Below are 16321 nucleotides of genomic sequence, written 5' to 3'. Positions count from 1 at the left end.
TCCGGAACCCCGTCCGATCGCATCCGATCCGGCGCTGGGTGCTCGCGCGTGTGCGCGGCGCTGTTCTCGTGCGAGAACTCAGAAGGACACACCCATGCCCAAGAACAAGAAGCCCCGCGGCGGACGTCCGTCCGCCAACTTCGAGCCGCGCTACGGCGCGAACAAGACCTCGTTCCACGACCGTCACGCCGGCGGGCGCGACGGCGGGCGCGACACCCGCGATTCCCGTGACGCCCGCGGTGGACGCGCGGATGCCGGCGAGCGCCGCACCCCGGCGGCCGGTTTCGACCGTCGTCCCGGCAGCCGCAGCGCCAGCCACCGCGGCTATCGTCCCGCCGAAGAGGGCGCCGCTCCCAAGCAGCGCTGGTCGTCGCAGGAGCGCGCGGGTCGCGATGAGGCCCGTGGCATCCGCAACCGTGCGGAGTCGGGTCGCCGCGAAGCGCCGCACAACCGCGACGACCGTCCGCGCTACAACGACCGCTCCACGGGCTTCGACCGTCCGCGTCGGGATGACCGCGCCGGCCAGCGTCCCACCGGTCCCGGCACGTACCGCGATGAGCGCGGTGGCCAGCGTGACGAGCGTCCGCGCCGTGACGACCGCGGTGCCGGCACGCAGCGCCAGGGCTTCCGCGACAACGATCACCGCGATGGCGGACGTCCGGGCCGCGACGACCGCCGTGACCAGCGTTCCGGCCGCTTCCGCGACGATCGCGGTGGCCAGCGCTTCAACCGCGACGAGCGCCCGCAGCGCGACGACCGCGCGGCATCCGAGCGTCCGCGCTTCAACCGCGACGACCGTCCTGCCCGTTCGGGAGACCGTACCGAGCGTCCCCGCTTCGACCGCGCGGCCGCCGAGCGTCCGCGTTTCAACCGTGACGACCGTCCTCGTCGTGACGACCGTGGCGCAGGCCCGCGTCGCGATGACCGTGGCGGCGCCGAGCGCCCCGAGCGCTCGTACGACGCTGACCGTGCGCGTCGTGCCTTCGACCGTGACCGCACTCAGCGTTCGATCGAGGGTGGCCGCGACGAGCGTTCGCGTCCCTCGACCGGTGGCGCGTACCGCACCGATCGTCCCCGTCCGCTGACGTCGGACACCCGCGGGCGGCCGTCGCGCAACGAGCGACCCAGCCGCAACGACTGGAACGCCACGTCGAGCGCGGCACCCGCCAAGAAGTTCGAGCCGACCGACGACGTCGTGCACGAGCGCCTCGAGGCGAAGTCCGTCGCGGCCGTCGAGGTCGACGGTGTGACCTTCGGCGATCTGGGCCTCGGATCCAACATCGTCGAGACGCTCGTCGGCATGGGCGCGGCGACGCCGTTCCCGATCCAGGCGGCCAGCATCCCGGCCGTGCTCGAGGGGCGCGACGTCCTCGCCCGTGGACGCACCGGCTCCGGCAAGACCATCGCCTTCGGCGCACCGCTCGTCGAGCGCGTGCTGCAGTCGCAGGCGGGCAAGCGTCGTGAGTTCGGCCGCTCGCCGCGCGCGATCATCCTCGCTCCGACCCGCGAGCTCGCCCTGCAGATCGATCGCACCATCCAGCCGATCGCGCGCAGCGTCGGCCTGTTCACCACGCAGATCTACGGTGGTGTGCCGCAGGGCCGCCAGGTGGGCGCGCTGAAGAAGGGCGTCGACATCGTCATCGGCACCCCCGGGCGCATCGAGGACCTGATCAACCAGGGCAAGCTCGACCTGTCGGACTGCCGCATCGCGGTGCTCGACGAGGCCGACCACATGTGCGAGCTCGGATTCGTCGAGCCCGTGCAGCGCATCCTGCGTCACACGGCCGACGGCAGCCAGAAGCTCCTCTTCTCGGCCACGCTCGACCGTGAGGTCGCGGCTCTCGTCGACGAGTTCCTCGTCGACCCGGCCGTCTACGAGGTCGCAGGAGAGGACCAGGACTCGAGCACCATCGAGCACCGCGTGCTCGTGATCGAGCACCGCGACAAGGCCGACATCCTCACGTCGCTCGTCGACCGCGACGGCAAGACCCTCGTCTTCGCCCGCACGCGCGCCTATGCCGACATGCTCGCCGAGCAGTTCGACGACGCCGGGATCCCCGCGGTCTCGCTGCATGGTGACCTGAACCAGGCCAAGCGCACGCGCAACCTCGAGCGCCTGACCTCGGGTCGGGTCAACGTGCTCGTCGCCACGGACGTCGCCGCCCGCGGCATCCACGTCGATGACATCGATCTGGTCGTCCAGGCGGACGCCCCCGACGAGTACAAGACGTACCTGCACCGCTCGGGCCGCACCGGCCGCGCCGGTCGTTCGGGTCGCGTCGTGACCCTCATCACGCGTCAGCGTCAGCGTCGGATGACCGAGCTGCTCGACCGCGCCGAGATCGACGCGCCGTTCGAGAACGCCCGTCTCGACGACGACCTGATCGAGGAGATCGCCGGTCGCGTGCCGACCGCGGCTGACCTCACGGCCTGACCGTCACGTTCGAAGGCCCTGTCCCCGCATCCGTGGGGCGGGGCCTTCGTCGTGCAGCGGCATATTCGGACGCATCCGGCGAGCCCCGACGCATCCCGACGCATCCTGTGAAGGAGTCCTCACGCATCGAAGGAGCAGATCCATGAATCGGTCCTTCGGAGCGCGAGATCTCCTTCCGAGCGTGCGGCGGTCCGCCCCGGTCAGCCGAGTTCGTGTTGGTGGATCGCGGTCGTCAGCGACGTGCCGTTGAGGTCGAGGTACAGCACCTGCTCCGTCACCGTGAGGGTGGCGGTGTTGCGTCGCTCGATCAGCGGCGCGGCCGATTCGACGAAGCCGGGGTCGAAGCTGAACACGCGGATGTCCTCGGAGCGGTGGATGCGCTTGTCCGCCCACGGCGCCATGACCTTGGCCGGGTCGCGATGCGTGTAGACGACGGTGCGCTCGGCGAGTCTGCTGCCGTAGTGCAGCCGCTCGGCGTCAGGTGCGCCCACCTCGATCCAGGCCGTGATGCTCCCCGTGAGGTCCCGCACGAGCACGGCGGGCTCATCGGTCTGCGAGATGCCGCCGCCGAAGGCGATGCCCTCCGCGAACTCGAGTCCGTAGGCGAGTACGCGGGTGAGCATGTAGGCGTCGGTCTCGGACGGATGCCGCGCGACGCGCAGCGAGAAGTCGTCGTACACCCCACGATCCATGTCGGCCAACTGGACGTCGAAGGTGTGCATCGTGGAGCCGGTAGCCATAAGGACTGAGCCTACGCGTCACGGAGGGAGAGCCCGACCGCGCGAGCAGCAGTGGCAATCCTGCGGTCAGCTGTCAGACCTCGCGCGACTCCCGCTCCGGTCGCCGCGTCTCCCGGTGCGCGTCGCGGAGGCGGTCGCCGTCACGGAGCACCGCGATCCCGATCAGCACGAACGAGGCGCCGAGCGCCGCCGCCCCGACCATCGCCAGCGTCGTTCCGCCGCCGAGCGGCATCAGTGTGCCGAAGACGGTGGCGGCGAGACCGGCGAGGAACAGCAGGGCGACATATCCACGGAACATGCAGCCAACCTAGCGCGCGATCGGTCAGGCATCGCAGGCATCGACGGACTCAGAACAGCATGGGCTGCGCCGGAGCTGGCGCGGCGGCGGGGCGCGGGGGCAGAGCAGATGACCGGATGCCGCGCACCGGGTAGTCGTCCTCATGCTGGCCGTCGAGGCCGTGCAGCCGGATCAGCGGGCGAGCGCGCTGCGCGAGCCACTTCCGATAGCCCTTGGGCGCTTCGGCCGTGATGCCCGGATACAGTCCCCGATACGAGGAGACCAGGTCGGGGCGGTAATCGCCCAGCCACTGCAGGAACCAGGGCTTCACACCGGCGCGCAGGTGGAGCGCGCCGTAGATGACGCGGCTCGCGCCCGCTTCCTTGATACGCCGCAGAGCGGTGTCGATCGCCTCGACCGAGTCCGTCAGGTGCGGCATGATCGGCATCAGGAACACCGTGACGCGGAATCCGGCATCCCGCAGCGCCCGCACGGTGTCGAGCCGCGCCTGAGTCGTCGGAGTGCCGGGCTCGATCGCCTTCTGCAGGTCGTCGTCGTACATCGCGATGGACATCTGGATGTCGACCGGCACCCGCTGCGCCGCCTTGACGAGCAGCGGGATGTCGCGTCTGATCAGTGTTCCCTTGGTGAGGATCGACATCGGGGTGCCCGATGCCGCGAGAGCGTCGATGATGCCAGGCATCAGCTTGTATCGCCCCTCCGCCCGCTGGTACGGATCCGTGTTGGTCCCGAGCGCGACCGTCTCGTGCTCCCAGCTGCCGCGCCGCAGCTCGCGCTGCAGCACCTCGACGACGTTGACCTTCACCACGATCTGAGAGTCGAAGTCCGATCCGCCGTCGAGGTCGAGGTACTCGTGCGTGCCGCGGGCGAAGCAGTACACGCAGGCGTGGCTGCACCCCCGGTAGGGATTGATGGTCCACGCGAAGGGCATGCGGGATGCGCCGGGGACGTGGTTGAGCGCCGACTTCGACAGGACCTCGTGGAATGTCATCCCCGCGAACTCGGGCGTGGTCACCGTGCGGAGGACGCTCGAGCGATCCTCGAGCCCCGGCAGCGCAGCGGCATCGACGTCACCGAGCTTCTGACCTTGCCACCGCATGTCAGACATTCGAACATAACGACGAGTCTGAGTCAACTCGAACTCGCACATTCATCCGGTTCCACTTAAGAGACAATGGAAGGATGCACGTCCCGCCGCAGCCTCAGCATGCGGCCCCGCGGTCCCCGATCCGCGGTCCCGCCCTCCCGATCGGTCTCGCCGCGACCGCCATCGGCATCCTGCTGTCCCTCGCCGGTGCTCCGGTGGCGACCTCCGTGCAGACGGAGTTGGCGCTGCCCCAGCCGCTCGTCGTACAGGAGGTGCCGGCCGTCGAGGTCGGTGCGACCACCGCGGCGGACCCGTGCGCCGAGCCTCGCGTGCAGCAGGCCATCTCGGTCGCCGACGATGCGGCGATCATCGCGGGCTTCGGCGGGGGCGAGAGCTTCCGGGCGGCCGTCGTCGCCGGCAACGCCCCGTGCATCGCCCTCGACGACCCCGCCCACGTCTGGGTGGTCGTGAACAAGGCGCGGCCTCTCGACCCGATCACGTTCGATCCGCAGTCCCTCGCCGATATCCCGCTGCAGACGACCACCGAGTCCGGGCAGGCGCGCTCCGACGTGGCCACGGCGGTGGCTGAGCTGGCCGACGCCGCAGCTGCGGAAGGGGCGGGACGCATCGGCGCGAACAACGGCTACCGGTCGTACGAGCTGCAGGTGGCGACGCACGACTCGCACGTGCGCGACAGCGGTCAGGCGGGAGCGGATGCCTCGTCGGCGCGCGCGGGTCACAGCGAGCATCAGACCGGGCTCGCCCTCGATCTCGTCGCCTGCGACCCGGCGTGCGGCGACATCGAATCGTTCGGCGGCACCGCGCAGGGGGAGTGGGTGGCGGCGAACGCCTGGGAGTACGGCTTCATCGTCCGATACGAGCAGGCGGGGTCGGGGATCACCGGCTACAAGCCCGAGCCGTGGCACCTGCGGTACATCGGGCGGGAGCTCGCTGCGGCATACCATCAGGGCGGATATCACACCCTCGAGCAGTTCTTCGGCCTCCCCGCAGCGCCCGACTACGCGCACTGACCGTCGCGCGCGCCCCGCAGGGGGCAGCGCGCCGCGGGTCGTGAAGCCCCTCAGAATGCCGCCTGGTGGCATCCGACAATCGCGGTACCCAGTCTCACGGATTGTGGGATGCATTCTCACAACGGGCTGTCGTCGTGTCGGCGGCCCGACATAGAATCGCCGGAGCAACGACGCACGAACGTTCGGGAGGACGCAATGGAACGCGACATCTACGAAGAGGATCACGAGGCATTCCGCGACCTCGTCAAGGACTTCGTCAAGCGCCACGTGAGCAACGAGGCGATCGAGCGGTGGGATGCCGCGGGCGAGATCGACCGGGCGACCATGCTTGCCGCGGGCGAGGCGGGTCTGATCGGTCTGTCCGTCCCCGAGGAGTTCGGCGGCGCAGGGATGCTGCAGGACTACCGGTTCCGCACCATCGTGATGGAGGAGGTCATCGCCTCCGGCGCGGGTTCGCTCGCCGGTGCGTTCGGCATCCAGGACGATCTGGCGGTGCCGTACCTCGTGCACATGGGCACGCAGGAGCAGAAGGAGAAGTGGCTGCCCCGCATGGCCACGGGCGAGGTGCTCGGCGCGCTCGCGATGACCGATCCGGGCGCGGGTTCGGATCTGCGCGGCATCAAGACCAACGCCAAGAAGGTCGACGGGGGATACATCCTCAACGGCGCCAAGACGTTCATCTCGTCCGGCACGACGGCGGACGTCGTGGTGACCTTCGTCAAGACCGGCGAGGGCAACCGGCCCGACGCGTTCAGCCTGCTGCTCGTGGAGAAGGGCATGGAGGGCTTCGACCAGAGCAAGAAGCTCCGCAAGATGGGCTTCCACGGCTGGGATACGGCCGAGCTCAGCTTCACCGACGTGTTCATCCCCGACGAGAACCTCATCAGCGGCAAGGAGGGTCAGGGCTTCATCCAGCTGATGCTGAACCTGCCGCTCGAGCGTCTGTCGATCGGCGTCGCCGCTGCCGCCGCCGCCCAGGCCGCCCTCGACTGGACCGTCGCCTACACGAAGGACCGCGAGGCGTTCGGAGAGCGCATCGCCGACTTCCAGAACACCCGCTTCCGGCTCGCCGACATGTCTGCGACCACCGACGCCATGTGGGCGTACATCGACCGCGCGCTGGTCGCCTATCAGAACAGCACGCTCACCGCTGAGGATGCCGCGAAGGTGAAGTTCTGGGCGACCGAGCGCGAGTGGGAGGTGCTCGACATGGGTGTGCAGCTGCACGGCGGCTACGGCTACATCATGGAGTATCCGATCGCACGGGCCTTCACGGATGCGCGGGTGCACCGCATCTACGGCGGCACGAACGAGATCATGCGCGACCTCGTCGGTCGTCAGATCGTCGGCAAGCGCTGACGCATCGCCGACAGAAGGGCCCCGGATGCCGCATCCGGGGCCCTTTCTGTGTGTCCCCGCTCCGCCCCCGAAGCCGCACCCCGCCCCCCAATCCCCCCAACCGCCCCCCAATCCCCCCAACCGCCCCCCAATCCCCCCAACCGCGTCTTCGCCCCCCACTTTCCCGGGCACAGCTTCGGAGATCGTGGCGCGGCGCGCCGGTATGCAGGGCGCAGCGTCGGCGCGCCGGCCGCGGCATCCGAAGCTGTGCTCGGTGGCGGGCGCAGGGGCGGGAGATGGCCCGGCCGGGCGCAGGGGCGGTGGCGGGAGGGGTAGGGCGGGCAGGGCTGTGGGGCGGCGGTGACAGAGGGCGGGAGGGGCCGGGGGGCGGGGACCGCGACGGATCAGGTCGCGGGTCAGCGGGGCAGACGTCCTCCGACGCCGGCGCGACGGAGCCGGTCGGCGATCAGGATGCCGAGAGCCGTGGCGCCCAGGCAGCTCGCGAACGTCAGTGCGAAGAACGCGATCTGCACCCAGAGCTCGAAGCTGCCCAGGTCGAATGACGCCCATGCGAGCACCGGATACACGATGCTGACGATGACGGCGCCGAGATAGTGCAGCCAGGTGCCCCAGTAGCGCCAGAGGACGAAGAGGAACGGCAGCTCCGTGAAGGCGGCCCACCAGAGGTTGGTGGCGACGCTGCCGAAGCCGTAGCCGGAGAACGGCACGATCACGAGTCCGGCGAGCAGGCCGACCAGCAGCCCGACGAGCGGACGGCGGAGCAGCCGCAGCGCGACGACCGAGGGGAGCAGCCACAGCCCCGCGAGGCCGACGCTGACGAACGGCAGGCCGAGGAAGAGGAACGTCGAGATCCAGTTCGCCGGCGCCAGGAGGGCGCCCCCGGCCACACCGAGCGCGGCACAGGTCAGCAGGATGGCCGTGGGGAAGCGGAAGCGTCCGCGGCCGCCCTCGCTGCGGGGTCGATTCTGCATCGCAGAAGCCTGTTCGGGGTGCGAAACTGACCCCGCACCGGGGGTCGGCTCCGCGTACGGGTTCGAGCCGGCGGCATCCGTCCCGCTCATGCGAGCGGCTCCGCTGCAGCCTCGCGGGCGGTTTTCGACGCGGGGGATGACGCGCCGATCTTCCAGTAGCCGCAGAAGCTGACGGCGTTCTTGTCGACACCGCGCTCGCCGACGAGGTGCTTGCGCACCCCCGCCGCGAGCGACTGCTCGCCGGCGGCATACGCGTGGAAGGGCGCCTCCGGGAGCGCGGTCTCGGCGAGGCGAGCCAGGGCGAGGGTGCCGGGGGCGACGGATTCCGGCCGCACGATCCAGACGACGTCGATGCCGAGCGGATGCAGGAACTCCAGCGCATCCTCGTCGGAGGGGACCTCCACGATCGCCGTTCCGGTCGCATCGGCGGGCAGCGAGGCGCAGATCGAGGCGATCGCGGGCAGCGCCGTCTCGTCGCCGACCAGCACGACGCGGTCGATGCCGCGCTGAGGATTGAAGGTGAGACCCTCGTCGATGATGAGCACGTGCTCGCCCGGGGCGCAGGTCTCGGCCCAGCGTGACGCGGGGCCGGCCGTGCCGTCCGCCGCCGAGCCGTGCAGCACGAAGTCCACGTCGATCTCGGCGCCCGACCCTGCAATGGCCGGCCGGTATGCGCGCACGCTGTAGTTGCGCATGACGGGTCGCTCGCCGTCCGGGATGCGCAGGAACTTCAGATACCCGAACATCTTGTTCGCCTTCGCGGGAACGCGGTCGAGCCCGGCATCCCCTCCGATCGGCAGGAAGAGGCGGAACCACTGGTCGAAGCCCATCGGACGGAACTTCTCGATCTCACCGCCGCCGAGAGTGACCCTCATCCAGTGCTCCGACAGACGTTCGGTCCGGATCACGCTGAGGTGGATGAGCTCGGACGATTCGGGCTTGACCAGTTTGCTGTATGCCATGCGGAGGCCTTTCAGGGCAGCTGCCAGGGGAAGAAGACCGTGAAGATCGCCGCCGAGACGGCGAGACAGCAGACGATGAACACGGTGTCGCGCACGCGGAACGGCACGAGGTGGCGTTCGGTGCGAGTCGGATGGGCGCCGAAGGCGCGGGAGTCCATGGCGAGGGCAACGCGTTCGGCATGGCGGATCGCTCCGGCCAGCAGCGGCACGATGTACCCCCAGCCGCGGGCGATGCGGGCGAACGGCCCGCTGCCGCCGTGATGTCCGCGCACCCGGTGGGCGGCGCGGATGACGGCGAGTTCGTGACCGAAGCGCGGCACGAACCGGAACGCGGCGAGGGCCGTGTAGCCGACGCGGTAGGGCACGCGCAGCTGCTGCACGCTCGCCCGGACGAGGTCGGGCCCCGCGGTCGTGAGGCCGCCGATGAGCGCGAGGGCGATGATCGCGCCGAGGCGCACGGCGGTCGCGAAGCCGATCACGAGGGCGCCCTGGTAGAGGGTCCACGGGCCGAGCTGCAGCACGCCGGCGGTGTCGTCGACGCGGCTCGCGTCGACCCACAGCGAGAATCCGAGACCGATCGCAGCCATGCCCGCGGGCAGTGCGAGGAACAGGAGGGCGGCGGTGCGGAGAGTCAGTCGCGCGCCGACGATGATCACCAGCAGCGCCAGTGCCAGGAACGCTGCGGGCGTGGCGAGGTCGCGCACGAAGATGAGCACGAGCATGGCGGGGGCGACGCCGGCGACCTTCGCCAGAGGGTTGAGCGCATACAGGAACTGGCGTGGCGAAGAGGCGGTGACCGCGGCATACGGATCGAAGGTCTGCGCGCTCATGCGACAGGCCTCCCTGCGGCGGCGAGCACCCGCTGGAGCAGCGGCAGGCGCAGGCCGGCCTCCACGAACGCGCGCTCCTCGCGGAAGAGGACCGCGGTGCGATCGGCCGCGTGGACCCGGCCGTCACGCAGCACGATCGTGTGGGATGCGTGCTCGGCGACGAGCTGCAGGTCGTGCGTGACGATGAGGATCGTGGTGCCCTCGTCCCGCAGACCGTGCAGCAGCGCGAGGAGCTCGGATGCTCTGGCGCGGTCCTGTCCGAAGGTCGGCTCGTCCAGGGCCAGCACTCGCGGCCGCGTGATCAGGGCGGTGCCCACCGACAGTCGGCGCTTCTCGCCGCCGGAGAGCAGGAACGGATGCACGTCGGCCTTGGCCTCGAGTCCGAAGCGGGCGAGCATCGAGTCGACGCGCTCCCGCACCTCGGCATCCGGAGTGCGCCGCAGCCGCAGGCCGTGGGCCAGCTCGTCGAACACCGTGTGCGCGATGAACTGATGCTCGGGATTCTGGAAGACGAAGCCGATGCGGGCGGCGAGCTCGCGCGGCGAGGCGGAGCCCGGGTCCATCCCGTCGACGCTGACCTGGTGCCTGGGCGGCGGCACGACTCCGGCGAGCGACTGCAGAAGCGTGGTCTTCCCTGCGCCGTTGGTGCCGACGATCGCGGTGAGCGTGCCCGGCTCGATGTCGAGGTCGATGCCGTGCAGGATCTCGCTGCGGTGCCGACGGACGGTGAGGCCGCGGGCGCTGATGATGGGTGTCGGAGTGGGAGTGGGAGTGGGAGTGGGAGTGGGAGTGGTCGGCTCCTGCAGGTGGGCGGCCTGCGGAAGGGCGGCCTGCGGACGGTCGGCCTGTGCACGGGCGGCCTGCGGACGGGCAGCCGTGACGGCGGCGGCCAGCTCCTCCGGCGTGAGCGGCAGCACGTCGCGGGGCAGGGTGCCGGCATCCTGCATCCGCAGCGCCGCGAGCGTCGCGGCCGGAAGCCAGACCCCCATCTCGAGCAGCTCCGGCGTGTGCGAGCGGATGACCTCGGACGGCGGTCCGTCGAAGGCGAGCCGACCGGCACGATCGAGCACGATCGTGCGGGTCACGAAACCCATCGCGGCGTCGAGGTTGTGCTCGACCAGCAGGATCGCGCGGTCTCCCGCGCCGACCACGTCGCTCAGCGCGGCGTAGACGTCGTCGATGCCCTGCGGGTCGAGGTTCGCGGTCGGCTCGTCGAGCACGATCAACGGCGACCCCATGGCGAGGGCGCACGCGATCGCGAGTCGCTGTCGTCCGCCGCCGGAGAGTCGATCGGGGTTCTCGTCCCGTCGTTCCCAGAGGCCGACCCGTCGCAGGGACTCCTCGGTTCGCGCCCGCACCTCGTCGAGCGACAGCAGCAGGTTCTCTGGTCCGAACGCGACCTCGTCGTAGACGGTTCCGGTGACGATCTGGGCGTCGGGATCCTGGAACACCATCGCCACCCGCGTGCTCAGGGTCGCCGTGTGGGCGTCGGAGGTGCGCAGCCCGCCGGCCTCGACGGTGCCCGTCATGGTCGCGGGGACGGCGTGCGGGATGAGCCCGTTCAGCGCGAGGGTCAGAGTCGACTTGCCCGATCCGGAGGGGCCGAGCAGGAGCACGACCTCGCCAGGGTGGATGTCGAAGTCGACGTCGCTCGGAGAGGGGTGCACGGCGTCGGCGTGCGTGATCGAGAGGTCACGCACGCGGAGAAGAGGCGCAGATGAGCGCACGGCGGGTCCCCGGTCTCGGCGAAAAGGTACCCCACCAACTTAGCTGAGCCTTACCTGATCTGCACGCGAAGCATCGCGAGCGGATGCCGGGCGTCAGCGCCGTGCGACGCCCGCGCGGCTGAGGGCCGCGCCGACCGCGAGACCCACCGCCGTCCAGGCGATCGGTCCCAGCACCGAGATCACCAGGTACGTGATCTGCGCCCACGGCGGCAGCACGGCCAGGTGCGCGGCGAAGAAGACCACGATCGCCACGACCACGCCGATCACTCCGGCCGAGAGGAAGAAGCGCCAGGCGCCCCAGGCGCGGTAGCGCGTGAGGGCCGCGATGCCCTCCTGGATCGCGCCGAACAGCAGCGCCGTACCGATGAACCGCAGCGACCACGCGGGGTTGAACGCGCTGGAGATGAGGGCGGCGATCACATGCGTGACGAGAGCGACCCACGGCCGACGCAGCACCTCCTGCGCGATGATCCCCGGCAGCACGTGGGATCCCAGCACGAGTCCGTAGAGGAAGGCCGGTCCCGCGAGGACCGGCAGCGTCAGCCAGCCGGCGATCCCGCCCAGGATGCCCGTGGCGACGCCGATCGCGGCACAGACGAGCAGCACTCGAGTCGTCAGAACGGGGGAGGCGGCCACACCTCCAGCCTACTGTCGACCATTGGCGACTCGGCTGGCCGTTCGTCCAGGAATAATCCCCGACTCTGGTGTGGTGACGGAAGGCGGGCGTAGCTTGAACGGCGGTGCGGCAACGCAGTCGTACCGTGATCATCGGGAGAAGCACATGGGTCGAACACCCCTCCGGATGGCAGCGGCCACCACCCTGGCCACGCTGTTCATCGCGTCGACGGCAACCGCAGGCTACGCAGGGACGGAGGAGGTGAACCACCCCACTCCGGTCGAAGGCACGCCAGGGCGCTACATCGTCGTCCTCAAGTCCGACCCTCTCGCCAGCTACACCGGCGACGTCAAGGGTCTGAAGGCCACCAAGCCCGCGGAGGGCGAGCAGCTCGAGACCCAGTCCAAGGACTCCCAGCGATACGTCCAGCACCTCGAGACCGAGCAGAAGACTGTCGCGCAGGAGGCGGGCATCACCCCGGAGACCACGTATCAGGTGGTTCTCAACGGCTTCAGCGCAGAGCTCTCCGGCGAGCAGGTCGACAAGCTCCGCGCCTCGAAGGACGTCTACGGCGTCTATCCCGACTTCGTCCGGCACCCCGACGCCCAGACCTCGACCAGCTTCCTCGGTCTCGGTGACGACAAGAAGGGCCGCGGCGGCGTCTGGCAGCAGACCGGCGGCGTCGAGAAGGCCGGCGAAGGCGTGGTCGTGGGTGTCATCGACACCGGCATCGCCCCCGAGCACCCGTCGTTCGACGGCAAGGACCTCAAGAAGCAGAAGAAGAGCGACAAGCGCCACAAGGGCACCCAGCCCTACACGGACGGCAGCTACGTGTACTTCGACAAGTCCGACGGCGGCCAGTTCCGCGGGGCGATGGTCGAGGCGCAGGAGTGGGACAAGAGCGACTACTCGACGAAGCTGATCGGCGGGCAGTACTTCTCCGCCGGTGCTGCGGCGGCAGGCTTCGACTTCCAGTACGACTACCTCTCGCCGCGTGACGGCGACGGCCACGGCTCGCACACCGCGAGTACCGCTGCCGGCAACTTCGGCGTCAAGGCGTCGATCGAGACCGTCGACTTCGGCAAGGTGTCCGGCGTCGCGCCCGGCGCCAAGGTCGCGGCCTACAAGGCCTGCTACGTCGGACCGGACGAGGCCGTCACCACCGATGACATCTGCGCGGGCAGCGACCTGATCGCCGCGATCGACCAGGCCGTCGCCGACGGCGTCGACGTGATCAACTATTCGATCGGCGGCGGAGCGGCATCCACCGTCCTCGCCCCCGAGGACATCGCGTTCTTCAACGCCGCAGCGGCGGGGGTCTTCGTCGCGACCAGCGCGGGCAACGACGGGCCCGACTCCGTCACCGCCGACCACGCTTCGCCGTGGTACACGACGGTCGCAGCATCCACCATCCCGACCTGGGAAGGCACGGTGCAGTTCCCCGGCTTCGCGCAGGCCGGTGCATCGGTGAGCGTGCCGTTCGGCACGACCGTGACCGGCCCCTCGATCTACGCGGGAGACGCCCCGGCCGCAGGGAAGGCCGCGGCCGACGCGGCCGTCTGCCTGCCCGGCTCGTTGGATGCGGCGAAGGTGGCCGGCCACATCGTGGTCTGCGACCGCGGCAACAACGCCAGGGCCGAGAAGTCCCAGGTCGTGAAGGATGCCGGCGGCAAGGGCATGGTCCTCGTGAACGTGCCGGGCGCTGCCGACTCGCTCGACAACGACTTCCACGCCGTTCCGACCGTGCACCTCGCCTCCGCGCACCGCGCGGCCGTGCTGGCGTACGTGCAGGGCGGCACGGACCGTTCGATCTCGCTGGTGGGCAAGAACACCACCGGAGTGGTCACGCCGGTTCCTCAGATCGCGGGCTTCTCGAGCCGAGGACCGATGCTGGCCGACGGCAGCGACATCATGAAGCCCGACATCGCGGCTCCGGGTGTGGCGATCCTCGCGGCGACGCAGAACGCGCCGGGTGAGAAGCCGACCTTCGGCATCCTGTCGGGCACCTCGATGGCCTCTCCGCACATCGCGGGTCTCGCGGCTCTGTACCTCGGCGAGCGGCCGAACGCCAAGCCCGCCGAGATCAAGTCCGCGATGATGACCACGGCATACGACACGGTCAACCCGGACGGCTCGAAGAACAAGGATCCGTTCCAGCAGGGCGCGGGTCAGGTCGACCCGAAGCGGATGTTCAACCCGGGTCTGCTCTATCTGAACGACGTGCCCGACTGGGTGGCGTTCCTCGAGGGCAAGGGTCTGGCCGACTACCCCGGCGAGCCGATCGACGGCAGTGATCTGAACGTCGCCTCGTTCTCGATCGGGTCGCTCGCGAGCGCCCAGACCGTCACCCGCACCGTGACGGCGACCGAGAAGGGCACCTTCACGGCATCCGTGGATCTGCCCGGTGTCAAGGTCACGGTGAAGCCGTCGACCCTGAAGTTCACCAAGCCCGGTCAGAAGGCGACGTACACCGTCACCTTCGACAACCAGAGCGCTCCGGTCGAGCAGTGGGCGACGGGATCGCTGACCTGGAAGAGCAAGAGCAACGCGGTGCGCTCGCCGATCGCGGTGTTCCCGGTCACGGCGGATGCTCCGGCCGAGGTCTCGGGCACCGGCGTCGACGGGTCGACCACCGTCGACCTGACCCCGGGAGTCGACGGCGACCTCGCCCTCGGTCTCTCCGGTCTCACGCCGTTCACGCTGCTGGAGGACCCGGACGGCCGGGTCGCCGGACACTCGGGCGACGAGGCGTCGGGAGAAGAGAACAAGGACGTGTCGTGGATCGTGGACGTGCCGGAGGGCAGCACCCTCTCGCGCTTCGACCTCGATTCGTCGGATGACACCGGAAGCGACCTCGACCTCACGGTCTACCGGGTCGTGAGCCCCGACGACCTGCGCTACTACGAGCGCTGGCAGTCGGCGACGGGGTCGGCCGATGAGCGGGTGACGCTGCCCGCACCCACGGCCGGCACCTACCTGGTCGTGGCCAACGTGTACTCGACGACCGCTCCGATGACGTGGGACATGACCTACGCCAACGTCCAGCCTGACGGAGAGGGCGCGTTCACCGCGAACCCGAACCCGATCCCCGCCGTCCGCGGGCAGGCGACGAGCTACGAGCTCAGCTGGACCGGCCTGACCGCCGGCACCCGCTACCTCGGGCTCGTTCAGTACGGCGAGTCGGACGTGCGCACGGTCGTCACGGTCGACGCGCAGTAGCATCCGGTCAGCGGCGCCCCGTGCTCTTCGGAGCGCGGGGCGCCGCTGCGTGCGGTCAGATCCTGCGGCCCCGCGGCATCAGCCGTACGTCGGGCAGGGGCGGTGCGGGGATGCGCACGTCGTGCCCCTCGACGACGCCGAAGCGGTCGGCGGCCGCCTCCCAATCGGTGCGCGCCTCGACGACCTCTTCGTGGGTGCGTCCGGCGAAGTTCCACCACATCACGATCTCGTCCTCGAAGGGCTCGCCGCCGACGAGGAAGAGGAGAGCACCCTCCGTGCTCGAGACCTCGACGGCCTCCCGCGAGTCGCCGAGGTAGAGCATGTCGTTCCGCGCGAGCTCATGCGTCGACACGATCGCGTCGCCCTCGACGAGCATCAGCGCGTGCTCCCAGTCCGCTCGCAGCGGGAGGCGCACGCGGGCGCCGGCGGGGACCGTGATCTCGGCACCGACGATGGGCGTGTGCACGGTCGCGGGCGAGGTCACGCCGGCGAACTCGCCGAGCACGACGGTGGCAGTGGCATCCGGTCCGTCCTCGGCGCTGAGGGTGACCGCGGGCAGGTCCGTGTGGCGTTCGAAGCCGCCGTCTCCGTGCCTCGCACCCTCGGGCAGCACCACCCAGAGCTGCAGGGCGTCGAGCGGCACGGGGCCCTCGCCGATCGAGTACTCGGAGTGCGAGATGCCGTTGCCGGCCGTCATCAGGTTCAACTGGCCGCGCCGCAGGTCGGCGTCGCTGCCGAGCGAGTCGCGGTGTCGGATCTCGCCGATCAGCGGCCAGGTCACCGTCTGCAGTCCGATGTGCGGATGCGGTTCGACGCGCATGCGGGTGTCGGCGGGACCGAAGCGGTCGAGGAAGCACCAGGCGCCGATCGTGGGGAGGTTGCGGTGCGGCAGCACGCGCAGCACGCTCATGCCGCGCACGCCGCCGAGGGGCACCTCGCGCGGCTCGAGGACGATGCGGCGTTCGCCGATCCGCACTGCGCTCTCGCCGGCGACATCTGACGTGCTCGCGATCTCCGTCATCCGATTCTCCCTCGCTCAGGTGCGTC

At 70.0% G+C, this 16321-nt stretch carries 13 protein-coding genes; 4 read left to right on the top strand and 9 right to left on the bottom strand.

Annotation, left to right across the window (positions count from 1 at the left end; all coding sequences use genetic code 11):
• Positions 1–94 precede the first annotated feature (94 nt).
• Positions 95–2434 carry a DEAD/DEAH box helicase gene (locus ACESK8_RS00585; RefSeq protein WP_372966842.1) on the top strand — a complete coding sequence of 780 codons (2340 nt, stop codon included), beginning with the start codon at positions 95–97 and terminating at the stop codon, positions 2432–2434.
• A 200-nt stretch (positions 2435–2634) separates the two neighbouring features.
• Here the strand turns inward: ACESK8_RS00585 and ACESK8_RS00580 are convergent, their stop codons facing one another.
• From ACESK8_RS00580 to ACESK8_RS00570, 3 genes are all read right to left on the bottom strand, one after another.
• The gene (locus ACESK8_RS00580) at positions 2635–3174 is read right to left on the bottom strand and encodes a YaeQ family protein (protein ID WP_372966841.1); all 540 of its coding nucleotides are present in this window, start codon (positions 3172–3174) and stop codon (positions 2635–2637) included.
• A 73-nt stretch (positions 3175–3247) separates the two neighbouring features.
• Positions 3248–3472, bottom strand: coding sequence for a hypothetical protein (locus tag ACESK8_RS00575; protein ID WP_372966840.1), 225 nt, complete (start codon positions 3470–3472; stop codon positions 3248–3250).
• A 49-nt stretch (positions 3473–3521) separates the two neighbouring features.
• Complete coding sequence (locus ACESK8_RS00570; protein ID WP_372966839.1) at positions 3522–4571, bottom strand: Rv2578c family radical SAM protein; 1050 nt, start codon at positions 4569–4571, stop codon at positions 3522–3524.
• Between the two features lie 83 nt (positions 4572–4654).
• Here ACESK8_RS00570 and ACESK8_RS00565 point away from each other — a divergent pair, with 83 nt between their 5' ends.
• Together ACESK8_RS00565 and ACESK8_RS00560 are read left to right on the top strand one after the other, a co-directional pair.
• Positions 4655–5590, top strand: a complete 936-nt coding sequence (locus ACESK8_RS00565) for a M15 family metallopeptidase (protein ID WP_372966838.1) — start codon at positions 4655–4657, stop codon at positions 5588–5590.
• Positions 5591–5785: 195 nt separating this feature from the next.
• Positions 5786–6949, top strand: coding sequence for an acyl-CoA dehydrogenase family protein (locus tag ACESK8_RS00560; protein ID WP_372966837.1), 1164 nt, complete (start codon positions 5786–5788; stop codon positions 6947–6949).
• A 395-nt stretch (positions 6950–7344) separates the two neighbouring features.
• Here ACESK8_RS00560 and ACESK8_RS00555 read toward each other — a convergent pair whose 3' ends face one another.
• From ACESK8_RS00555 to ACESK8_RS00535, 5 genes are all read right to left on the bottom strand, one after another.
• On the bottom strand, positions 7345–7920 hold the full coding sequence (locus tag ACESK8_RS00555) for an ECF transporter S component (protein ID WP_372966836.1): 576 nt from the start codon (positions 7918–7920) through the stop codon (positions 7345–7347).
• 86 nt (positions 7921–8006) lie between these two features.
• Positions 8007–8882: a siderophore-interacting protein gene (locus ACESK8_RS00550; protein ID WP_372966835.1), complete on the bottom strand. Its 876-nt coding sequence runs from the start codon at positions 8880–8882 to the stop codon at positions 8007–8009.
• An 11-nt stretch (positions 8883–8893) separates the two neighbouring features.
• Positions 8894–9712, bottom strand: coding sequence for an energy-coupling factor transporter transmembrane component T (locus tag ACESK8_RS00545; protein ID WP_372966834.1), 819 nt, complete (start codon positions 9710–9712; stop codon positions 8894–8896).
• Complete coding sequence (locus tag ACESK8_RS00540; RefSeq protein WP_372966833.1) at positions 9709–11439, bottom strand: ABC transporter ATP-binding protein; 1731 nt, start codon at positions 11437–11439, stop codon at positions 9709–9711. The genes ACESK8_RS00545 and ACESK8_RS00540 overlap by 4 nt, the downstream gene beginning before the upstream one ends.
• Before the next feature lie 93 nt (positions 11440–11532).
• Positions 11533–12075, bottom strand: a complete 543-nt coding sequence (locus ACESK8_RS00535) for an ECF transporter S component (RefSeq protein ID WP_372966832.1) — start codon at positions 12073–12075, stop codon at positions 11533–11535.
• A gap of 145 nt (positions 12076–12220) precedes the next feature.
• Here ACESK8_RS00535 and ACESK8_RS00530 point away from each other — a divergent pair, with 145 nt between their 5' ends.
• Positions 12221–15274 carry a S8 family peptidase gene (locus ACESK8_RS00530; protein WP_372966831.1) on the top strand — a complete coding sequence of 1018 codons (3054 nt, stop codon included), beginning with the start codon at positions 12221–12223 and terminating at the stop codon, positions 15272–15274.
• A gap of 55 nt (positions 15275–15329) precedes the next feature.
• Here the strand turns inward: ACESK8_RS00530 and ACESK8_RS00525 are convergent, their stop codons facing one another.
• Positions 15330–16295, bottom strand: a complete 966-nt coding sequence (locus ACESK8_RS00525) for a pirin family protein (RefSeq protein ID WP_372966830.1) — start codon at positions 16293–16295, stop codon at positions 15330–15332.
• Positions 16296–16321: the final 26 nt, after the last annotated feature.

The organism is Microbacterium sp. (assembly GCF_041641055.1).
GTDB lineage: Bacteria > Actinomycetota > Actinomycetes > Actinomycetales > Microbacteriaceae > Microbacterium.
Note: the sequence above shows the minus strand (reverse complement) of the source record. Positions and strands in the feature narration are given on the sequence as shown.